The sequence below is a fragment of the Paracoccus sp. PAR01 genome (assembly GCF_014851995.1).
Classification (GTDB): domain Bacteria; phylum Pseudomonadota; class Alphaproteobacteria; order Rhodobacterales; family Rhodobacteraceae; genus Paracoccus; species Paracoccus litorisediminis.
Genome location: NZ_JACVAW010000013.1, coordinates 90813 through 108748 on the forward strand (window position 1 = coordinate 90813; position 17936 = coordinate 108748).

General features: G+C 61.4%; 16 protein-coding genes. 3 read left to right on the forward strand and 13 right to left on the reverse strand.

Annotated elements, in window-relative coordinates; all coding sequences use genetic code 11:
* Positions 1 to 13: 13 nt before the first annotated feature.
* On the reverse strand, positions 14 to 1990 hold the full coding sequence (locus tag IB235_RS17710; protein WP_225612435.1) for a phage major capsid protein: 1977 nt from the start codon (positions 1988 to 1990) through the stop codon (positions 14 to 16).
* A gap of 540 nt (positions 1991 to 2530) precedes the next feature.
* Here IB235_RS17710 and IB235_RS17715 point away from each other — a divergent pair.
* Positions 2531 to 3721, forward strand: a complete 1191-nt coding sequence (locus IB235_RS17715) for a polysaccharide pyruvyl transferase family protein (protein ID WP_192337809.1) — start codon at positions 2531 to 2533, stop codon at positions 3719 to 3721.
* A 95-nt stretch (positions 3722 to 3816) separates the two neighbouring features.
* On the opposite strand, the gene IB235_RS17720 is transcribed toward IB235_RS17715, so the two are convergent.
* From IB235_RS17720 to IB235_RS17770, 12 genes are all read right to left on the reverse strand, one after another.
* The gene (locus IB235_RS17720; protein WP_192337810.1) at positions 3817 to 4920 is read right to left on the reverse strand and encodes a hypothetical protein; all 1104 of its coding nucleotides are present in this window, start codon (positions 4918 to 4920) and stop codon (positions 3817 to 3819) included.
* A 486-nt stretch (positions 4921 to 5406) separates the two neighbouring features.
* A complete protein-coding gene (locus IB235_RS17725) occupies positions 5407 to 6732 on the reverse strand; it encodes a hypothetical protein (RefSeq protein WP_192337811.1) in 1326 nt (441 codons plus the stop codon).
* Positions 6733 to 6735: 3 nt separating this feature from the next.
* Positions 6736 to 7092 carry a hypothetical protein gene (locus tag IB235_RS17730; RefSeq protein WP_192337812.1) on the reverse strand — a complete coding sequence of 119 codons (357 nt, stop codon included), beginning with the start codon at positions 7090 to 7092 and terminating at the stop codon, positions 6736 to 6738.
* Between the two features lie 12 nt (positions 7093 to 7104).
* Entirely contained in the window at positions 7105 to 9528 is a 2424-nt protein-coding gene (locus IB235_RS17735; protein WP_192337813.1) for a right-handed parallel beta-helix repeat-containing protein, read from the reverse strand.
* Complete coding sequence (locus IB235_RS17740) at positions 9528 to 9848, reverse strand: hypothetical protein (protein ID WP_192337814.1); 321 nt, start codon at positions 9846 to 9848, stop codon at positions 9528 to 9530. The genes IB235_RS17735 and IB235_RS17740 overlap by 1 nt, the downstream gene beginning before the upstream one ends.
* Positions 9835 to 11403, reverse strand: coding sequence for a phage portal protein (locus tag IB235_RS17745; RefSeq protein ID WP_370576932.1), 1569 nt, complete (start codon positions 11401 to 11403; stop codon positions 9835 to 9837). The genes IB235_RS17740 and IB235_RS17745 overlap by 14 nt, the downstream gene beginning before the upstream one ends.
* Positions 11403 to 11912 (reverse strand): hypothetical protein, encoded by a 510-nt coding sequence (locus IB235_RS25215; RefSeq protein ID WP_225612436.1) that lies wholly within the window; start codon positions 11910 to 11912, stop codon positions 11403 to 11405. Before IB235_RS25215 ends, IB235_RS17745 begins: the two co-directional genes overlap by 1 nt.
* Positions 11913 to 11942: 30 nt before the next feature.
* On the reverse strand, positions 11943 to 13967 hold the full coding sequence (locus tag IB235_RS17750) for a phage terminase large subunit family protein (RefSeq protein ID WP_192337816.1): 2025 nt from the start codon (positions 13965 to 13967) through the stop codon (positions 11943 to 11945).
* Positions 13964 to 14479, reverse strand: a complete 516-nt coding sequence (locus tag IB235_RS17755) for a terminase small subunit (RefSeq protein WP_192337817.1) — start codon at positions 14477 to 14479, stop codon at positions 13964 to 13966. Before IB235_RS17755 ends, IB235_RS17750 begins: the two co-directional genes overlap by 4 nt.
* A 271-nt stretch (positions 14480 to 14750) precedes the next feature.
* Positions 14751 to 15281, reverse strand: a complete 531-nt coding sequence (locus tag IB235_RS17760) for a hypothetical protein (RefSeq protein ID WP_225612437.1) — start codon at positions 15279 to 15281, stop codon at positions 14751 to 14753.
* Position 15282: 1 nt separating this feature from the next.
* Positions 15283 to 16029 carry an N-acetylmuramoyl-L-alanine amidase gene (locus IB235_RS17765; protein ID WP_192337818.1) on the reverse strand — a complete coding sequence of 249 codons (747 nt, stop codon included), beginning with the start codon at positions 16027 to 16029 and terminating at the stop codon, positions 15283 to 15285.
* 99 nt (positions 16030 to 16128) lie between these two features.
* Positions 16129 to 16497: a hypothetical protein gene (locus IB235_RS17770; protein ID WP_192337819.1), complete on the reverse strand. Its 369-nt coding sequence runs from the start codon at positions 16495 to 16497 to the stop codon at positions 16129 to 16131.
* Positions 16498 to 16898: 401 nt separating this feature from the next.
* On the opposite strand from IB235_RS17770, the gene IB235_RS17775 reads away from it, so the two are divergent.
* On the forward strand, positions 16899 to 17693 hold the full coding sequence (locus IB235_RS17775) for a helix-turn-helix domain-containing protein (RefSeq protein ID WP_192337820.1): 795 nt from the start codon (positions 16899 to 16901) through the stop codon (positions 17691 to 17693).
* Positions 17668 to 17919 carry a hypothetical protein gene (locus tag IB235_RS17780; protein ID WP_192337821.1) on the forward strand — a complete coding sequence of 84 codons (252 nt, stop codon included), beginning with the start codon at positions 17668 to 17670 and terminating at the stop codon, positions 17917 to 17919. Before IB235_RS17775 ends, IB235_RS17780 begins: the two co-directional genes overlap by 26 nt.
* Positions 17920 to 17936 lie beyond the last annotated feature (17 nt).

Genomic DNA, 17936 nt, shown 5'->3' on the forward strand with positions numbered 1-17936 from the left:
CGCGGTTGCAGGATCAGAGGTTCCGGCCCAGGCACAGCGACGCGGCGCGGCGCACGGCAATATCGACATCCTGCATCATCACGATGCGGATCCGGCCGCGGGCCGAATGCGTGAACGGATCGACGGTCACGTCGAGGCCGCCCCACATGCCGATCAGCACATCGGCAAAATTGCCGTGGAAGACATCGCCGTTCGCAATCTGGTTCGTGACCTCGCTGCGATAGCCGTTCACCGTCCCGCCGCTTTCCCAGATGACGCCCTGGTCAGTGCCCGAGGCGAACTTGGGTGTGGTCTTGGCATGACCGCGCATGCGGGCATTGAAGACATAGGCCATGCTGTTCACATCGGCATTGTCGGCCGAGATCTCGGTCTCCATCGCGACCAGTTCGGCATAGGTCGGGTTTGCCCCGGCAAAATCGACGACATTCAGGCCGGGGGTGCGGGCGATGCCGCGTGGCGTATGATCGGAGCCGGCGCCGTAATAGCCGGCATAGTCCACCGCCTGTGCCAGCGCCGCTGACATGTCACGACGCATCATCGCCTCGACATCAAGGCTGGACTGCATGATCAGCTTGCGCGTGACCTCGGTCATGCCCGCGACGGTCTTCGGACGCAGGCCGAACTGGTCGAAGGACATGGCCGAAAGGGTCGCCTCATCGTCCTCGCCCAGCCAGTAACCGGACGCGCCGCCCGCCTGCGTCGGCACATCGATATTGCCCACAAGGCCGCCGATGGGGGTTGCCAGCTGCAGCAGGGTCGTGCGGTTGCGCAGCATGTCGACAAAGGATTGCGACAGCATGTCCGTCGCGACCAGGATGCCACCAGTATCGCCGGCATTGGCACCACCGGTGCCGGTGTTCAGCGCCCGGGTCAGCACATCGACCGGGATCAAGGTGCCTTTCGGGCTGCGTTCGGCGCGCTCGGTCGCGGCCGCGGCGCATTCGAATTCAAAGGCCGCCGCTTCACGCAGGCCGCGATCATTGGGATTGGTCAGCGACTGGAACAGCCGCATGAACGAATAGCGGCGCACCTCGCCATCGGTCATGCCAATCGGGTTTCCGCCTTCGGTCAGGGGACGGCCGCGATTGGTCCCCATTTGCGCGAGCAGGTCGGCCCGGAACTGGTCCACCCCGCGCCCGTCGCGCACCGCGGCATTGGCCAGATCGCCCGCGTCATATTGGCGGCCCAGTTCCAGGATCGTGCCCACACGCGCGCGCTCGGCGGTTTCGCCTGCGCCACGTTCGGCCCCGGCCTCCTCGACCACCTCCAGTTCGCGGACAATCTTGCCGTCATCATCGAGCTCGGCCCAGACCAGCTGACCGGTGGCATTGCGAACGAGTTTCTTCTTCATGGAACGGTTCCCATTGGGGGGTTGCTGATCGGGCGCTGCCCGCGTGGTCGCAGGTTGACCCGGCAAATCACTCGGTTCCTCTGGCGTGATTTCATGCGAGCGTCCGACGCCGACCGTCGGATCCGCGGGCACGCTGACCAGGGAAATCTCGTAGGGTTCCCAGTCGGTGACACGCACCAGGTCGGCCGCGCCATGTCGCTTCTCGATCTCGATCGCATGCACGGCATAGCCGAAAGACACATGGCGACGGATACCGTCAGCCACATCTCGCAAGATCTCGTCGGCCCGTGCGCTGCGCCCGAAGCGGACCTTGGCCCGGCCGCGCCGATCCTCCCCGATCTCCACGCTTTCCACGACGCCGATCTGGTCGTCCCAATCATGATTGACCAGGAGCGCTGCGCCGCTTTGAAGACGATCCATGCGGATCGCCCCCTCCCTGTGATCCAGCACCTCGTCGCCGAACCACCGCACCACCGGCATCTCGCTCGAAAAGGCGAGCTCGACCGTCCGATTCTCGAAATCGATCTGCCGGACCTCGCCCAGATGCCGGAACTCACCGGCCCCGCGGGTCCGCGCGTTGATCTGTTCAGGGGTGATGGATCGGGTCAGGAAGGACCCGATGATGCTCGCATGCTTCATGCCGCCCTCTTGAGTTACGAAGGCATTAGGCGGCATCGCACCCCGCCGATCCTCTGGCGGGATTTCAGGCCGGAATCGTCGGCGCGACCCGCGCCATTGACAGAATCGCTGGTCAGGTGCAGCCTTTAGAGGTTCAATCTTGTTCTGCGGACAAGACGGAAAGACAAAGACAGTGAAGCCTCGCCTCTCACCGGCGAGGCTTCATTCTTTTCGTCCGGCCACCGGGTGGCAGTCCGCGAGGGCAGAGGCAGACTGAACGATAAGCGCCTCTTTTACCGAAGCAAACGCCGATCAGGATTATCATACACCAAGAATTTTTAGGCACGATAAAGCCCTCTGTCACGGCAAGGAGGGATTGCCAGTCAAAGAGGCAGCCCCCGGAGCGCGCTCGAACCTAGCAAGATTTGGGGCGACTGGTGTTGACAAAGCGGGAACTATCCGCGCCTAACGGCACTGTAGCTCGGTTATTGGTAAAAAGTTCTTCGTCTCAACAGCGCCAGTTCTGGCCCAGGTTATCTCGTATAAAAGCAGGAATTACCTATGAAAGTTGGTTTGCTCTGGGAAAATAAAAATCCAGGCCTTTATTCAAATGCCGAGTTTAAGACCCTTTATCGTCAGGTCGGGCACAACAACGGAAATTTGGCATTCGTTCATGCTGTAAAGCATCAGATTGAAGCTGATATTATCCATTATTCATGGAACGTTAAAGCCGAGCGTGTGAATGATGAGGTGGATTTCCTCGTTATCCCCTGCGCAAATCAACTCGGCAAGCACACCAACCTCGCGGCTTCGGCTGCAATTCTCTCCAAGGTGACAAAACCCATCGTTGCGATAGGGCTCGGCGCGCAGTCGAAGACCTTCGATTCCGATGTCGAACTTACCGAAGGCACCCGCGCCTGGCTCGATGTTCTGATCGAAAACGGGCAGCGCCATGGAATTCAGAACGTCTACACCCGTGGGCCGTATACGTCCGATCAGATCCGCAAACTGACTGGTGCCGAGACCTTAGCAAATGGCTGCCCCACCCACTTCATCAACCCTCGCGCCGACCTCGGGCGTCGCATTCAAGCGCATTGGGAGCGAAACACGTTGCCGCAGCGCATCGCTGTCGCTGGCGGACACGAAGCCTGGACCAATGTGCGGGAAATCGAGCAGCAACTGATTGCGATGATGATGGACCCGCAATTTCCGGGGATCTACATCGTTCAGTCGATGGCGAACATGATCAAGACATCGCGGGGCCTGTTCGATGAAATCGAACCTGAAGATCTCAGCCGTCTGCACCGGCATATCGTGCCCCATTACAGCTTAGATCAGTTCAAGTCTTGGGCACTGAACTATGCCCGTTCGTATTACGATATCGCAGCGTGGATGGACGATCTGCGCCGTCACGACCTACTAATTGGCCCGCGTTTCCACGGTGCACAACTCGCCATTCAGGCCGAACGTATGGCCTGCACGGTGACGATTGACAGCCGCACAGAGGAAATGTGCCGGGAGACGGGCGTCCCCTATTTGCGTGCATCGGATTTGAAAGAGCCACTGACTCGTACCAACCTCAGGAACCTGATCAAATTTGACGGCGCGCAGTACGACCAGCATAGGTCCATGAAATGCGCGCGCTATACTGACTTCCTTCGCTCTGCTGGATTGAAGCCCGCTGCATATCTGGACGATATTGCCTCCGATAGCCGGACTGGTGCAGCACTTGAAATGGCTGAAGCAATCTAAGGCTCGAAAACCGGTTCAGCGGAGCTTGCTGACTAACTGAAACACCTCAAACACGATCCAGACGGTAGCGGCGTCTGGATCGTGGACGATGATCCCTAGGAAGCAGCGAGCTCCTGCGACGTCGTAACACTCGCCGAAACGAGCCTACCGGTATACAAGAGACATGCGATGGGCAGGCTGCGTTCCTCCCGAACAGGTTGGCGCGTTCCCGACTGGAGCATCTTACTTGGCTCAGATCCATCCGGAGCGATGGTCGTCAACATGAAGCGGTTGATGCCTTCGACTTGCTTGATATCAAACGTTAGCATGGCCATTAGGAATTTAAATGCTGGTTTGACCAAGCCAGGCTGCAGTGTTTGGCACTGATACCAGTCACCATTTCCTTGGATATAAAGCTGTGCTGCATCTGCGACACAGATATATTTTGCGCCTAGAAGCGTTCCGTCTTCGATTTCGAGAGCAATCCTACTTCCGGCCAACTGAAACGCATCTTCATCGTAGACTTTATTTTTGAAATTCACGACCTGAATATCAGGAAGCTCGGCATGATTGAGCAGAGAACCATTAGAGTAATCCGCCGCACAGACTTTGGGTGGTAGCATGGGTGGCGAACGATCTGACAGCAGGTACTCATAAGCGCACTCAGCAACAATCTCAGCTGCTATAGTAGTTATAATCGGTCGCTGATAATGTGCCGTGTCCTGATAGGTCCCGAGGAGTTCTGGAAACTCACTGCCAAAACGCTTTACGAACGTGGCATTCACGTCGGCAACGGCCAAGTCATAATATGACGAAAAATAATGCACCCCTCCATGCAGAGGGTTAACTCCAGTTCGGTGCACTCCGACACGCGAGGCAAATATTATGGGCACGATCTTTAGGTGATGATTTATTGATCGCGCGAAGCGAACAACCCCTTCAAATGCACGAGACCATTTTTCAAGGCCATCAGTTCCCTTAAAAAAACTTGAATCGTTTAGGGTGTATTCGACAAACAACACGTCTGCGGCACGAATAATTTCTGGGTTTGCCTTGAGCTGAATGAGTCCCATCAGCGTTGATGTGTGCCCCACCGCAAGATTCGCTGCAATGTTCAGATCGATTCCATATCGCTGGAAGCAACGAGAAAGCTCGGTCATGTAACCCGGCCGCATAACGGTGTTCGAACCACCAATCACCACGGCATTCAATTTTTTCATAGCGGTGTCCGTAACATAGTTGCCGATCACGATAGAACCGACAACTTGCGGCGGTGCAACTGGTGGGGGGCAATCTCCGCACAATTATTTCTTACTAGGTAGTATTTATGCAATCGTTCGCTGGATTTCGCACCAGTCTGTCGTAAGCCTCGACGGCAGGCATCGGACGGGCGCAGCTACAGCGGCTATCATCCTCTGCAGAACAGGCAGCGGGGTTCACCGATCGCCTGCATCACGCCGCACCACCCATTGCCTTCCGCATCGCCAAAAGAGCGGCATCGGACATGGCACGGGTAGCCCCGCAGCCGCCGCTCCTCTGGCGGGATTTCAGGCCGGAATCGTCGGCGCAATCCGCGCCATTGACAGAATCGCAGGTCAGGCGCAGCGTTCAGGGGCTCAATGTTGTTTTACCGACAAGACGGAAAGACGAAGACAGTGAAGCCTCGCCTCGCTCCGGCGAGGCTTCATTTCATTCCTATTCTCGCCTCAGACGCCTTCGCTCAATAGCGCCTGCATCTGTGCGATGGTCTTCGCATGGGTCCAGCCGATCGCCCGCTGCAGGTGGCCGTCGAATGCCTCCATCTCGACCGGCGAGGACAGCACGAAGGGCTGCGCGCCGACTGCCTGCGGAACCATCCCCTCATAGGTTTCCGACCCCATGACGAGGCGCAGGGTGCCGTCGCTGGCCACCGAAAACGCCGCTGTCACAATCTCACTGGGCTGCAGCACCCGGCTGAACTCATGCAGCACGCTGATGGTGTTCGACACCCTGCTGACCAGCGCCAGATTGCCCGCCGTGGTCGCGCGCAGGGAAACGCCCGTGGTCGCGCTTTGTCCGCTCGCCAGCGCGAACAGCACCGGCTGCCAGGTATTCAGCCAAGGCGAACAGCGGGCGCGGAGCGCGATGGTATAATCGGTGACGATGAACGGGGCCGCGAGGTTCAAACGATCCGACAGCACCGAAGCGTTGACCGGCAGCGGTGATCGCGGCGCCACCCGCGTCATCGTGGCGTTCGTCCAGAGCTTCGGCAGCCGCGCCTGCACCGGGCCGAGCGCACTGGCAGCCGCCGCTTCCTGCCGGGCCGAAGCGGCCGAGGCGATCAGCGAGACGGTCGGGGCCTCGATCCCGGCGATCGCCGAGCTGTATTGAATGTAGCAGATGCAGCCCTCGGCCGTCGGCAGCACGCCCGCGAAGGTCACGCCGCCGCCGTTCAGGGTCACCAGCTTGTTGACGACATCGAAATTGGCGAAATCCGTCGCCTCGCCCGGCATCCCCGAAGACAGCTGGACGAAGCGATGCCCGGCGCTTTTCAGCTCGATGGCGAAGGTCCGGCGGTGGCTTGCCGCAACCGCGGCCTCGGAGGCGAAGCGTAGATCATGACCAGCATCGCCGGTCGGGGTCAGGCTATACCAGCGGTCCCAGACCTGATCAGGGGCCGCGCCCGTCGCCACGGCCAGGCCGGTCGCCGTTGCCTGGCTAAGATCGGTGCGCATGGCGGCCGGAAGCAGCTGATTGGAGCCGCCCTCGACCAGCAGGCCGAGCTTCTGGCCGCTGGCATTGTATTCGCTGCGGACGGCAGCGGCGGCCGCGGCCAGCGTGTAGCCGCCAGCGGCATTGCGCAGATAGCGTTCCCGCATCGCGGAGAAATTGAACATCTGCGTCGGATCGGTGCCGCGCACGGCGGTCGTGATAAAGAGATCGTTCAGGAAATCGGCATACCAAGCGGCATCGGCTGGCATCGGGGCATTGAGCGGCGGCAGGTCCGCCAAAGCCCCGCGATAGGGCATGTTGGAGCGAAGCACGACAGACATTATTCAAGCTCCTTGCGAATCATGAGCGACCTCGAGACGAATGCCGCAGCAATCACCCGAGGGAACCCAGTGGTTATCGAGAACCAAACATTCAGGAACGAAACCATCGAGATAGATGGCATCGCATTTTCCATGTGCACCTTTGAGAACTGCACCCTTGTGTTCCGCGGAGGCAAACCGCCAGGGATAATGGGCTGCAGGTTCAATGACTGCTTCTGGTCCTTTGGTGGACCCGCCGCGAACACCATGAGCTTCCTGACCGGCCTCGCCCGCGGGGGGATGCAGAGTGTCGTCGAGAACACTTTCGCCAACATCATGACCGGCAAAGGCGGCGAGCGTATCGGGCCGCGTGACATCCATTGAATTGAACTCCTAGAAGCTGAGGCCGGGGTTGCGGCCAAGGGTGAGGTTGCTACGCGGCCCGATCAGGGCCGTTGGCGTGGCATGCCCGGTCTGCACGCATTCCGAGATGTCGACATTGGTCAGCGCACCGGATCCGGCGAGCGCGGTGGTCTGCAGAGCCGTCCCGAGGGTGGAGCGGGCGGTCAGGCCGAGGATGCGACTATCGGTCAGGGCGGCATCGATCTGCAGCGCCGCCCCGGTATTGTCGATCAACCGGGGATGCAGGATGTCTACCGCCCGGAAATTGCCCTGGGCGAACAGCATGCCATGGGCGCCGTTGCCCTTGATCTCGTCATTGCGGAAAGCGAAGTCGGTCATGGCCAGCGAGGCATGGCCGATCATCCGCATCCCGCATCCGGCATTGCGGTGAAGCTGGTTATGATCGGTGTAGAAGCCCGCCCGCCCGATGGATCGGGTCGCGTCATAGCGCAGCCCGTCCTGACCGTTCCCAGTCGCCACGTTCTCGGCAAACATTGTCTCGACGCCGGGATGCGGCCCGCCATGCGGCCCGATATGGATGGTGCCACTGTAGAGATAGAGCCCGTGGCGCAGGTTGTCGTTGGCCTGATTGCCGATGACCACGGTGCCACCGCCGCCGACCTCGCCAATGCCCCAGCCGTTCTCCGAGCAGATATTCTCGGAGATGATGTTCTGCCGGGACACGTAGAGATGGGCCTCTTGGTGCTGGCGCTCGAGGAAGATGCCGAAGTTCTTGTTCGACCGGCATATGTTGCGGCTGATGATCAGCGGTTCCTTGTCATAGACACCAGTGCCGATGCCGATCCCCGACGATCCCGGATCGCCGATCTGCGAACCGCGCCCGCAACCTTCATAGCGGCCATCGAGAATCCACGAACCGCCCGGTGAGAAGTCGATGCCAAGCCCCGTCGCCCAGGTATCGTGGATGAAGCAGCGCAGGAACTGGCAGTCCGACCAGCGCTGGAAGAACATACCCTTGGTGCCGACACGCGCGCCGGCCGGGTCGAATTGCTCACTGCCGTCGATCTCGACATCAATGAAATTGGCCCGTGTCAGCGGCGTCGCCCCGGAATAGTTGATGCCGCCATTCAGCCCGATCGGCAGCAGACGGGACTTGCCCCAACCCGCCATGACCAGCGTGACATTGCTGCGCGCCCAGAGATAGCGTTCGAGCCGATAGGCGCCCGGCGGCAGATAGAGGATGCTGGGACCGAGCAGGTTGGACTGCGAGGAAAGCTGGTCCAACGCGGCCTGAATCCTTGGAAAGGCATCGGTCAGCCCGTCATTCGGGACCGCAAAATCATGGACGCCATCGTAAACCCGGCGGCGCTTCAGCATTTCGGCCACGGCATTGCCGGGCAGTTCGGCGAATTTGTCGCGCAGCTCCAGAATGTGATCCTGCACCGATTTGTGCCCGAGGCGCGGGACATACCAGTTCCCGAGCTCGTCCATCAGGTCGATCACGTGGTTCTCGGCCGAGGTGGTGCGGCGGATATGCGGCGATGCGACGCGCTGGACGCTGTCGATGGCCGGGGCCGCTTCGACCAGCCGGTCCTGTGCAGCACGGATCTGATCCTGAACCGGGCGCGCGCCCATTTTGGCCAGATAGAGATTGCCGATATCATCCAGCAGCAGCGGCGACCGTCCGTCGCTGGTCAGGACGCGCCAGAGGGCGGTGCTGGTGGTCAGGTCGATGCTGGCAATCGCCGGTCCCACCTGTGCGACCTGTTCGTTCAGATCGACGATATGCTGCTGCAGCGACCGCGTACCCAGACGCGCCAGATGCCATTCAGCCAGGTCATCGAGATAGGCGACGGGTTGCCCGGCTGAATCATAGGCCACCAGCAGGAACTGATTGCCATTCGGCCCGACCAGGGCGTTGAGCCGATCAACCTCACTCGATGCCACGATCTCGACCATCACCGACTGTGCGGCAGCGCTGTCGCGACGGTAGATGGTGGCTCTGGTGAGGCCGTCCGCGCCACCAGCACGCACCGCGAAAGCCTCGTCATCGGCCACCCCCGCGCGTCCCGCAGCAATCGTGTCGAAATATCTGGCGTTGAGCGCCGCCGCGATCGCCGCCAGCTGCGCATCAATACGCGCCTGCTCCGCCGCCGCCCGATCCTGCCCGGTCGTTGTCCTGTCCTCTGTCGTGGCGGTGCGATCCTGCCCGGTTGCCGCGCGATGCCGCTCGGCGGCCTCAGCTGCCTCAACTGATTGCTCGCGAGCGGTTTCCATTTCCACTCGGACGGCGGTCAGGTTGGCGTTGACCTCGATCGCCGCGTCGATACGGGCCTGGGCTTCGGGAGAGACCTCGCCCGGATCGCCCTTGTCCCCCTTCAGCGTGGGAACGCCCAGCAGTGGAACTGCCAGAACCGTCGCTTGCGTAGTGGCCCCCCAGATCGTGATCTGCATCAGCGCGTCGCCCCCTCGATGATCTTCAGCGGCACATTGTGTGATCCTGGGAAGGGCAGCCGCTCGCCACCCTTGGTGATCCAATAATCGAAACTTGCCAGCCCGGTGCCGGTGATCGGCCAATTCGCGGTATCGTCGGCGACCGCAGTGATCTTGCGGTTCACCGGATCGACCGTGATGGCAAGGGGATAGCGCCGATGCCCGAACTTCACGGCGGCTTCGACGCTGTCATGCGGATAGACGAGCGCCCATTCGTCGTCGTCATCGAAGGACAGATCCGCCTTGAAGGTCGCGCCGCGCTTAAACTCAGCCGGTTGCATTGCCATCCCCCTCTTGCTCTGGGATTTTCGGGTTCAACTTCCGGCCCATGGCCTGAAGGATGTAGTCTTCGGGAATGCCTGCCGCGCGCATCTGCGTGATGTCCTCGGCCACTTCGCGCCAAACCGACTGTGGATCGCGGCCTTGGTCCCGGATGAACTGGCCGAAGCTACCCATCAGGTTGTTCTTCATCTCAACGGCCGCGGCGACATCGGCGCGCGGATCGATCCACGCCCAGCGGCGGGCCTGCCACGCGACGGCCCGATATTTCTCAAGGCCCTCAGCGCGCAGCGGTCGCCCGGCCACGCGGATCCTGCCGGCGAGCAGGGCGACACGAAGCCAGCTGCGATAGACACGGTCGATCATGGCCTCGATCAGCCATTCCTGCAGGTCCTTCCAATGCTCGCGCTCATCGAGCGCGCCCTGGCGGATGGAGCTAAAATTGACCCCTTCGAGATCGTTGGCGAGATTGTTGTAGGCCACGCCAAGCCCGGTCGAGATGCCGCGCAAGCTGGCTTTCACGAAGGCCGCAAACTCGCCATTCGGGTATTGCGGGTTCCATTCCTTGAACTCGAGCCCGGCTGGCAGCTCCTGGAACACGCCCGGCTCAGCCTCCATGGTGAGATCTTCATCCTCATCCGGTTCGGGTCCGTGATCGTCCTTCCATTGGAAGAATCCACCCTTGCTGGCCGCAACACGGGCATTGACCAAGGCGGAGTTTTCGAAGCCGCTGAGCATGCGCATGCGCCAGAGCGCGGTTGTCGCCCAGGGCAGGCCACGCTTCTGGCCGGTAAAATCCTCGACGAATCCATGGATGATCTCGCGCGCCGGGATGCGCTGGAAGGCACGCCCGCCATAGATGTAATCGGCCTCCTGCTCATCGGTGGTGGTGAACAGATAGGCGAGCGGCCTGCCGTATCGATTGAACTCGATGCCATGCCGGATGAAGCTGCCATCGGGTCGGCACTCCTCGTCATAGTCCAGCGGGCAGCGCTGCGGATCGAGGGCTTGGAGCGCATAACCCCAAGGCCCGGCATCAGCACCCCAGATCTCGCGGAACATGAATTCGCCATCGCGCGCGGCACCGGTGGCGGCGACACCCTGCAACAGCCGGAAGCTGCGCTTGCCCGAGACATCGCAATTCTCGCCCCGACACCATTCGTCCCAGGCGGACTCAATGGCATCGTTCGCGGTGGTTTCCAGCGTGCCGTCGGCGTTGCGGCTTTGTGCCTGCAGCCTGACCCCATGCGGGCCGACGATGTTTTGGCGCACCATGCGGAGAAACCCGCGCATGTAATCATTGTTCGCCGCCTGCTCGCGCGAGCGGGCGACAAGGATCTTCTGGTTCCGGCGCACCACGAAATCGGCCGGGATCGGCGTGCTGGGCCAGCTCGCGGTCAGTCGATCGGTCGCGGCGCTTTCAAACATGCGCAGCGACACGGTCGGGCCGCGGCGCGCAACAACCTTGGGCACGCGGCTCGGCAGGATCTCGGGCGCGCGCGCCAAGGCAGGTTCAACCTTCCGGGCAGCGAGATTGCGGGTGAATGGCCACGCCATCAGATGCGCACCTTCACTTGGCGGCCAAGCAGGGATTGCCCATGGCGCCCTGCCCGCTTCTCGCGACGCTCCTCGTCGCGATAGCGACTCCGCAACAGCAGGAGATCGGCGATCGGGGTCCGCCACAGCTCGCGATTGTTGATCGTATATTTCTGCTGGTCGATGGTGGCGCGGCCCTCGATCACCGCCTCGATCGCATCCAGCACCTTGCGGGCATGGCTGCGGGGATCGAACGCACCGGCGATTGCGGCAACATCCGGCGCGATGCGGATCCGGCCCTCATCGACGGTCAGCACCTCGCCCTCACGGGTTGCGCGCAGCGACCACAGATAAAGCCCGGTCAGCCAATCCGACGTCACCGCAGCCGCGGCCGCAAGCCGGTGCTGCGAGCCCTCGGCCACCCCGGTCACATCCACGGCCACCGGCCCGCGCAGGAACAGCATGACCTCCCAGTCGGGTGCCGGATAGGCGATCAGGGTCAGGAGCCGGTCAAACGTGGTCCCGGCCACGAAATTCTCAGGGATCACACAGGCCACGCCTCACCATCCGTTTACCCACCCGCCGCCAGACCGGCGACGGCGCGTGCGCTGTCCGCGCTTGGCAACAGACTGGGGTTTGGTGGGCTCTGGTTCCTCTGGCGGGATTTCAGTGCTGGCCGCCCGCGCCGCGGCGATCGCATCCACGGCGTCTTTCAGCCTTACCGTGGTCTTGACGATGGCTGCCGGAGCTGGTGCAACCTCTGCCTCTTCGACCTCGAAATTCTTTGCCAGGCGCGCGATATTCGGGTTGAGGATCTTCAACGCGGCGGTGGCGTAGACCCGGCAGTCGAAGGCCTCATTGCGATCACGGGTCTTGTGCCACTCCCGCACGCTGAAACCGCGAATGGTCTTCGTCATCAGTTTTTCGGCAGTCATCTGCGCGAAGAATTCGGGCTCCCGCGACATTGGAAAGTGGCAGTAGCCCGGCCCGGACCGTTGAATCCCGAGGCGGCGGGTGACAACCACCTTCGCCTCATCGACACCGACATTGAACAGATCGACCTTCCGCGCCCGCTTGCCGCTGGCCTTGCGCATGGGCGAGGTCACAATCGGCTTGCCCCAGCCAGGTACGCCTTTCACCGCAAAGAGGCGGCGCCCGGTCTTGCCACGCGCATATTCATAAGCTGCCTGCGTCATGCCGGCGGTGCCACCGGTATCGAGACAGGCCGCGCCGATCGACAGCATCGCCCCGCTTTCATGCTGCCAGGTTTCCGAAAGTACCGCGTCGAGTTCGTCCCAAACCTCGCCCTGCAGCGGGTCCCCCCAAAGCACCCGGTAATCGACCGACCAGCTCTCTTCGCCCAAGCCCCAGCCGACCACCTCGACCTCGAGGCGATCCTGCTGCATGTCGATGCCGGCGGTCAGGACAGCGGCCCCTGCGGGGACAGCAGCAGCAAAGTCCTCGGCACGCGCCATCAGGGATCCCGCCTCGACCTGTTCGCCCTGCTCTTCCCAGGTCTCGGCAAGCGAGACGTTGGTGAAGGTCTGCAGATCGTTCGCCGCCTTCTTGTCGAGGTAGGACTGGACGATTTCGCGCAGCTTCCTGAAGCAGGAATAGAGCTCGTTGAGGTGATAGGATGCATGGCCACGAAACGGCTTTGTTGCCTTCCAGCCCGCACCGAGCGCTTCCGCGTTCCGGATGGCCGCGACCCTTTCGCCGTCGGTCCAGCGCGACATGCACCGGATCTCGCCGGTCTCGGGATCATGGTGGTCACAGGCGTAGCGTGCCGATTCTGGTTGGTCTGTCCCATCTTCCTCTTTGTCCCAACGCACCCGCTCCCACCGCAGCACCTGGTGATGGCCGCAATGCGGACAGACAACATGGAAGCGACGTTGGTCGCCCTGAAGGAATGCCGCCTCGATGCGGCTCGTTCCCTTGAAGGTCGGCGTCGAGATATCGAGCATCAGCCGCTGATCGCCAAAGGTCGCCGCGCGTTGCGCCAGCAACTCGACGGGATCACCCTCTGCCGTGCGGTCATAACCATCGGTCTCATCGCAAACGATGAACGGTGCCGACCGGCCACGCATGGTCTTCGGGGATCCAGCCCATGAGAACATCATGAAGCCACCCGGATAGGATTTCATGCGCTGGTTGTTCACCCCGTCGCGGCCTCGGGGCTTGGCGATCAGCTCCTGCAACCTCTCATTGGCATCGACGAGAGGATTGAATTTCGTCTCAAGCCAGGTGTGAAGGTCGCCCTGGCTTGGCTGCATCATGATCTGCGAGGTGGGATTCTGTTCGATCCGGTATCCCTGCGCGCAGAGCGCGAGAAGGGTCTTGCCCACCTGCGCGCCCCACATCAGGGAAACCCGGAAGCAATCCGGGTTCGCGGTCATGTTCAGCGGCTCTCTCTGGTAAGGGGCATTGTCGAAACGGATCGGACCCGGCACTGCGTTGCCGATCGGGATCACGACGCTGCTTTCGGCCCAGACGCTGGGGGCCAGATCCGGCGGCGGTTCAAGGAAGCTCTGGGTCGAATAGACCGCGTCAACCACCGCTGCGCGGTTGCTGAACTGGATCGTCATTCGTCCTCGCCGTCCTCCTCGAGGTCATCTTCCTCGACCAGCGCCTCCTTCGACATCACCAGCAGGGCCTGATCGATCTCGGCCCGCAGGACATTCTTGATACGGCGCTCGTCGAGCTCGCCGACGATCATCCGCGGCACCCTGTCGGCGATGGTCCGCATGTTCGAACGCACACCTGCGAAAGCGATGGACAGCGCCCGGGTCAATTCCGTGACCGGTGCGACCTCGCGCTTTTCCCGGGCCAGCTTGAGCTCTGCCAGTTCGGTCTTGGCCGAAAGCTCGCGCCGCAGTAACTCGGTCTCGCTGGCGTCAGCAGTCGAAAGGAGGGAAGCCCTTTCCTCTTCGAGGAGCCATTCCTTCACGACAGCCGTGTTGAACTGATAGGCGCGACCGCGGCCGCCTTTATTTTCAACCGGGCAACCACGCACCACCCAGCGGTCGACAGTGGGAGGCGTTACTCCCATGACATCAGCGAGTTCCGCGCGGGACACCAGCTTGCCCTTACGGCTCATCCCTGCCCCTCAAACATAAAGATAAAGCGCGGCTGGCACGGCCACGCACAAATGAGTTTTCGCGGGGAATGGCCCCCCGCATGGCGTACCCCCCGCGGACGGACCCGTGGCACGGGGGGGTGTTGCTCGAATGCTACACATAGCCACCCCTGCCGAGCACGGAGAGGCACCGGTCCGTGTCGCCACCCCGCATCCGAGAGCCCGCTGGCGGCAGGCACCGCACGACGGGGGAAGGCCTCGACCACAGTGGAATGCGGCACCTGTTCACGGATCAGGCCGCGACCGCGCGCTTCAGGGCCTCGGCCAGCTTATCGACCACCACCTCCGAACTGCCCGTCCCCTTCTCGGCCGCGACCTGCTCGAGCTTGGCCTTGGCCAGATCACTCAGCACCTGAGACGACGGATTGAGACTGGCCATCGCGTCCGGAACGCTGCGGATCACATAGCCCTTGATCAGGTTGATGGCGGCTGGGCCGGTCAGCTTCTGGGCGATGGCGAGCTGGGCTGCGCTATAGAGCGCCCAATGCAACGCTTCCCGGTGCCGGGCTTCGATCTCGATACCAAATCGCTGCCGCAACATAAGCGCCAACCAGCCGATGAAGGCGGTCAGCACCGCGCCGATGAGTTCCACCGAACTGGGCGCGATGACATTGATGATGGTATCGAACGTGCCAGCAGATGCCGACATCGCCGGAAGCAGCAGGAACGCGGTCAGCACCGCGACAACACCGTGCCCGCTGCGCACCAAGATCGTCCACGCGATTGCGCCGACGATCAGTGCCAGGATGAGAAAGAGCAGCATTTCATTTCCTCTTGAGAAGCGCGACCCAGACGGCCGCGGTGATGATGCCGGTGGCAGGCAGGCCCTCGGCCTTCTGGAAGGCGACCACGGCGGCCCGGGTGAGCCTGCCGAAATCGCCATCGATCTGGCCAGGCGCGAAGCCGAGCCGGGTGAGAATGGTCTGGGCGCGCGTGACCAGCTCGCCGACATCGCCGCGCTGGATGCTGGGCAGGGAACTGGGCAAGGCGGGCGTTTCGATCTGCGCCGGGGCCGCGCCCATGGCGGCGACGATGCGGGCGCGGATCTTGTCGCCGACCTCGACCGGGTTGCCGGGCTTGGCCATGCCGGGCAGCCACACGATGTCCCACTTGCCGCGCTGTGCGATGCCAAGCGTCTGCTGCACCTCGGCATGGGACAGGATGGTCTGACGGGTCACGGGGATGCCGTAGCGCTTGCAGAGGTTCGCGCTGAGCGCCGCTAGCGCCTCAACCTGAACCTCACCCATCGGAAACGCCCCGGCTGTGAACGGCGCTTCCTCGGCCCCGGCCATGCCCGCCAGAGCGACACCGATCGCGCCGGTGTTGCAGTTCTGCGTATGCGCAGCGTAGCTGCCCTCGCGCAGCACCCCGAGATTGTCCTCGGGTGCATGAACGCCCTCACAGACGATGCCCGCGCCGTCGATAATGAAGTGATAGTGCTGACGATCGAGCGCGGAAACCGTGTTCCGCCCCGCCGTCCAGTGCAGGATGATCCTTGCGATGCCCGACATTCCGCCTCCTAGAGCCAACCGATTGACAGCAAGGCGAGGAAGCAGACGCCGACGAAGGCCCAGGTCTTGAGTTCTTCACGGATCCAGGCACGCACCCATTCAGGCATCGGACTGCCCACCCCCGGTGATGCGCCGCGTGCGCGCCTCAATCATGTCCAGGATCAGCTTGGCGATGCTCATGCCGGCAATACCGGCGGCAAAACCCGCCGTGCCGCTGGCGTCTCCCTTCAGCGGACCGAAATGGCTTTCGATCATCGCCAGCATCAGGGGCGCGGCATAAGTCGCCATCAACCAGCCCGCGACGACCGAAACGAAGAATTCGCGGATTCGGCGGCGCTCGGACATCAGCCAGCGAACAAACCCGCCAGCAGCGCCGGCCACCGAGGCGCGCCATGCCTCGCCGGTCAACCACGCCCAAACGAGCGCGGCGATCACCAAGAACTGGTCAGTCCAATGTGGTCCGTTCATTCCTCAGCCTCGCGTCAATGACGGCAAGGTGAGGGATCAGGCGAAGAGGTTCCTCTGGCGGGATTTCATCAGTAGTGCCTGCATCCTAATGGCTGAGACGCAGCAACCATGCGGACCTCGCTGCCTCTCGCGAGCGCAGCACACGAAGCGAGAGCGTTGCATCACATTCGATCTACTCGGTGGAAACCGCCTTTCGCACCGTTGCTGCAAATCGTGCTAGATGGGTCATACCCACCATCGCGCGATCAACCTACTCCGGGCCATGAGCCGGTGCTCTCGTAAAGCTCTTTCTTTCTATCGTTTACAGTCGCGTGGTGCGGAGGCGGTTCAACAGGACAAAAATATTCCTTGCAGGGAATAGTCGGAAATTCTATACGTTCGAAAAAAGAAAAGGGGCGTAAGTGGGCAAGCTCATCGGAAAAATCGTTGAGGCAGAGGCGGTTGAAAGCGTTCTGGGAGCAGCACGTGTCGGATCCGAGCTCAAGCGGCTGCGCATTATAGCGGGGCTTACCCAAGAGCAAGTCGCCGCGAGCATGGACGTGAAACAGGCCGCGATATCCAAGATCGAAAACGGCGGCGAAATCTACCTCAGCACCGTAGAGCGCTACGTCAAAGCGCTTGGTGCTTCGCTACGCCTGAACGCGCACTTTCCGACCGACGCCCCGATTGCCGCGCGGTTGCACAGCGCACCTTTCGACTTTGAGCAAGGCGACGACGATCAATTGGTCCTTCCGATATTTGGTGAGGAGCCGTTCAAACCGCAACGAGACGTGGTGCTGTCGATAAAGCCCGTCTATTCGGAGAAAATTCTCGCGGGAATGAAGACCGTCGAGCTGCGACGTCGTTTTCCGATCGTTGTTCCGAACGGGGCCTTAGCTTATATTTATTCGAGTTCGCCCGTAAAAGCGATGGTAGGCATTGCTTCGATCCGTGACGTCCTGAAACTACCAGTTGAACAAATCTGGACCGAGTTCGAAAGAACGGCGTTTATCGAACGTCCGCTTTTCGACAAGTACTTCGAGGGTCTCGATCACGGCTACGCACTAGTTTTCGGCGATGTGAAGTCTTTTTCCCGCCCGCTGCCGCTGCACGAACTTCGCGAGAAGTTCGGTTTTGAGCCTCCACAGTCCTTTTTGTATGCCAAGTACGATTTGAGAAAGGCCCTTCAAGATGAGCCAGCAATCGTATCTCATTGATACGAACATCCTGATCGGGCTCGAGGACGATCACACAGTCGAAGCGGCTTATTCGACATTTCTTGCTCTTGCGGCAACGCATAAAGTCGATGTTTTTGTGCATGAGGCCGCCAAGGGGCCTTGTTGCGCAAATGCGGCTAGGGATTCACTGCGCGAATCCAGCATGATAGCTGGCGGCCATGAGCAGACCGGCGAAGACCACGTACAAGACCACCAACTGGCATAGCTACAATCAGGCGCTGA

What these genes read in the sequence shown, in the direction of transcription:
- IB235_RS17710 (WP_225612435.1), bottom strand. Translation starts at nt 1,990, where the DNA reads ATGAAGCATGCGAGCATCATCGGGTCCTTCCTGACCCGATCCATCACC.
- IB235_RS17715 (WP_192337809.1), top strand. Translation starts at nt 2,531, where the DNA reads ATGAAAGTTGGTTTGCTCTGGGAAAATAAAAATCCAGGCCTTTATTCA.
- IB235_RS17720 (WP_192337810.1), bottom strand. Translation starts at nt 4,920, where the DNA reads ATGAAAAAATTGAATGCCGTGGTGATTGGTGGTTCGAACACCGTTATG.
- IB235_RS17725 (WP_192337811.1), bottom strand. Translation starts at nt 6,732, where the DNA reads ATGTCTGTCGTGCTTCGCTCCAACATGCCCTATCGCGGGGCTTTGGCG.
- IB235_RS17730 (WP_192337812.1), bottom strand. Translation starts at nt 7,092, where the DNA reads ATGGATGTCACGCGGCCCGATACGCTCGCCGCCTTTGCCGGTCATGAT.
- IB235_RS17735 (WP_192337813.1), bottom strand. Translation starts at nt 9,528, where the DNA reads ATGCAGATCACGATCTGGGGGGCCACTACGCAAGCGACGGTTCTGGCA.
- IB235_RS17740 (WP_192337814.1), bottom strand. Translation starts at nt 9,848, where the DNA reads ATGCAACCGGCTGAGTTTAAGCGCGGCGCGACCTTCAAGGCGGATCTG.
- IB235_RS17745 (WP_370576932.1), bottom strand. Translation starts at nt 11,403, where the DNA reads ATGGCGTGGCCATTCACCCGCAATCTCGCTGCCCGGAAGGTTGAACCT.
- IB235_RS17750 (WP_192337816.1), bottom strand. Translation starts at nt 13,967, where the DNA reads ATGACGATCCAGTTCAGCAACCGCGCAGCGGTGGTTGACGCGGTCTAT.
- IB235_RS17755 (WP_192337817.1), bottom strand. Translation starts at nt 14,479, where the DNA reads ATGAGCCGTAAGGGCAAGCTGGTGTCCCGCGCGGAACTCGCTGATGTC.
- IB235_RS17760 (WP_225612437.1), bottom strand. Translation starts at nt 15,281, where the DNA reads ATGCTGCTCTTTCTCATCCTGGCACTGATCGTCGGCGCAATCGCGTGG.
- IB235_RS17765 (WP_192337818.1), bottom strand. Translation starts at nt 16,029, where the DNA reads ATGTCGGGCATCGCAAGGATCATCCTGCACTGGACGGCGGGGCGGAAC.
- IB235_RS17770 (WP_192337819.1), bottom strand. Translation starts at nt 16,497, where the DNA reads ATGAACGGACCACATTGGACTGACCAGTTCTTGGTGATCGCCGCGCTC.
- IB235_RS17780 (WP_192337821.1), top strand. Translation starts at nt 17,668, where the DNA reads ATGAGCCAGCAATCGTATCTCATTGATACGAACATCCTGATCGGGCTC.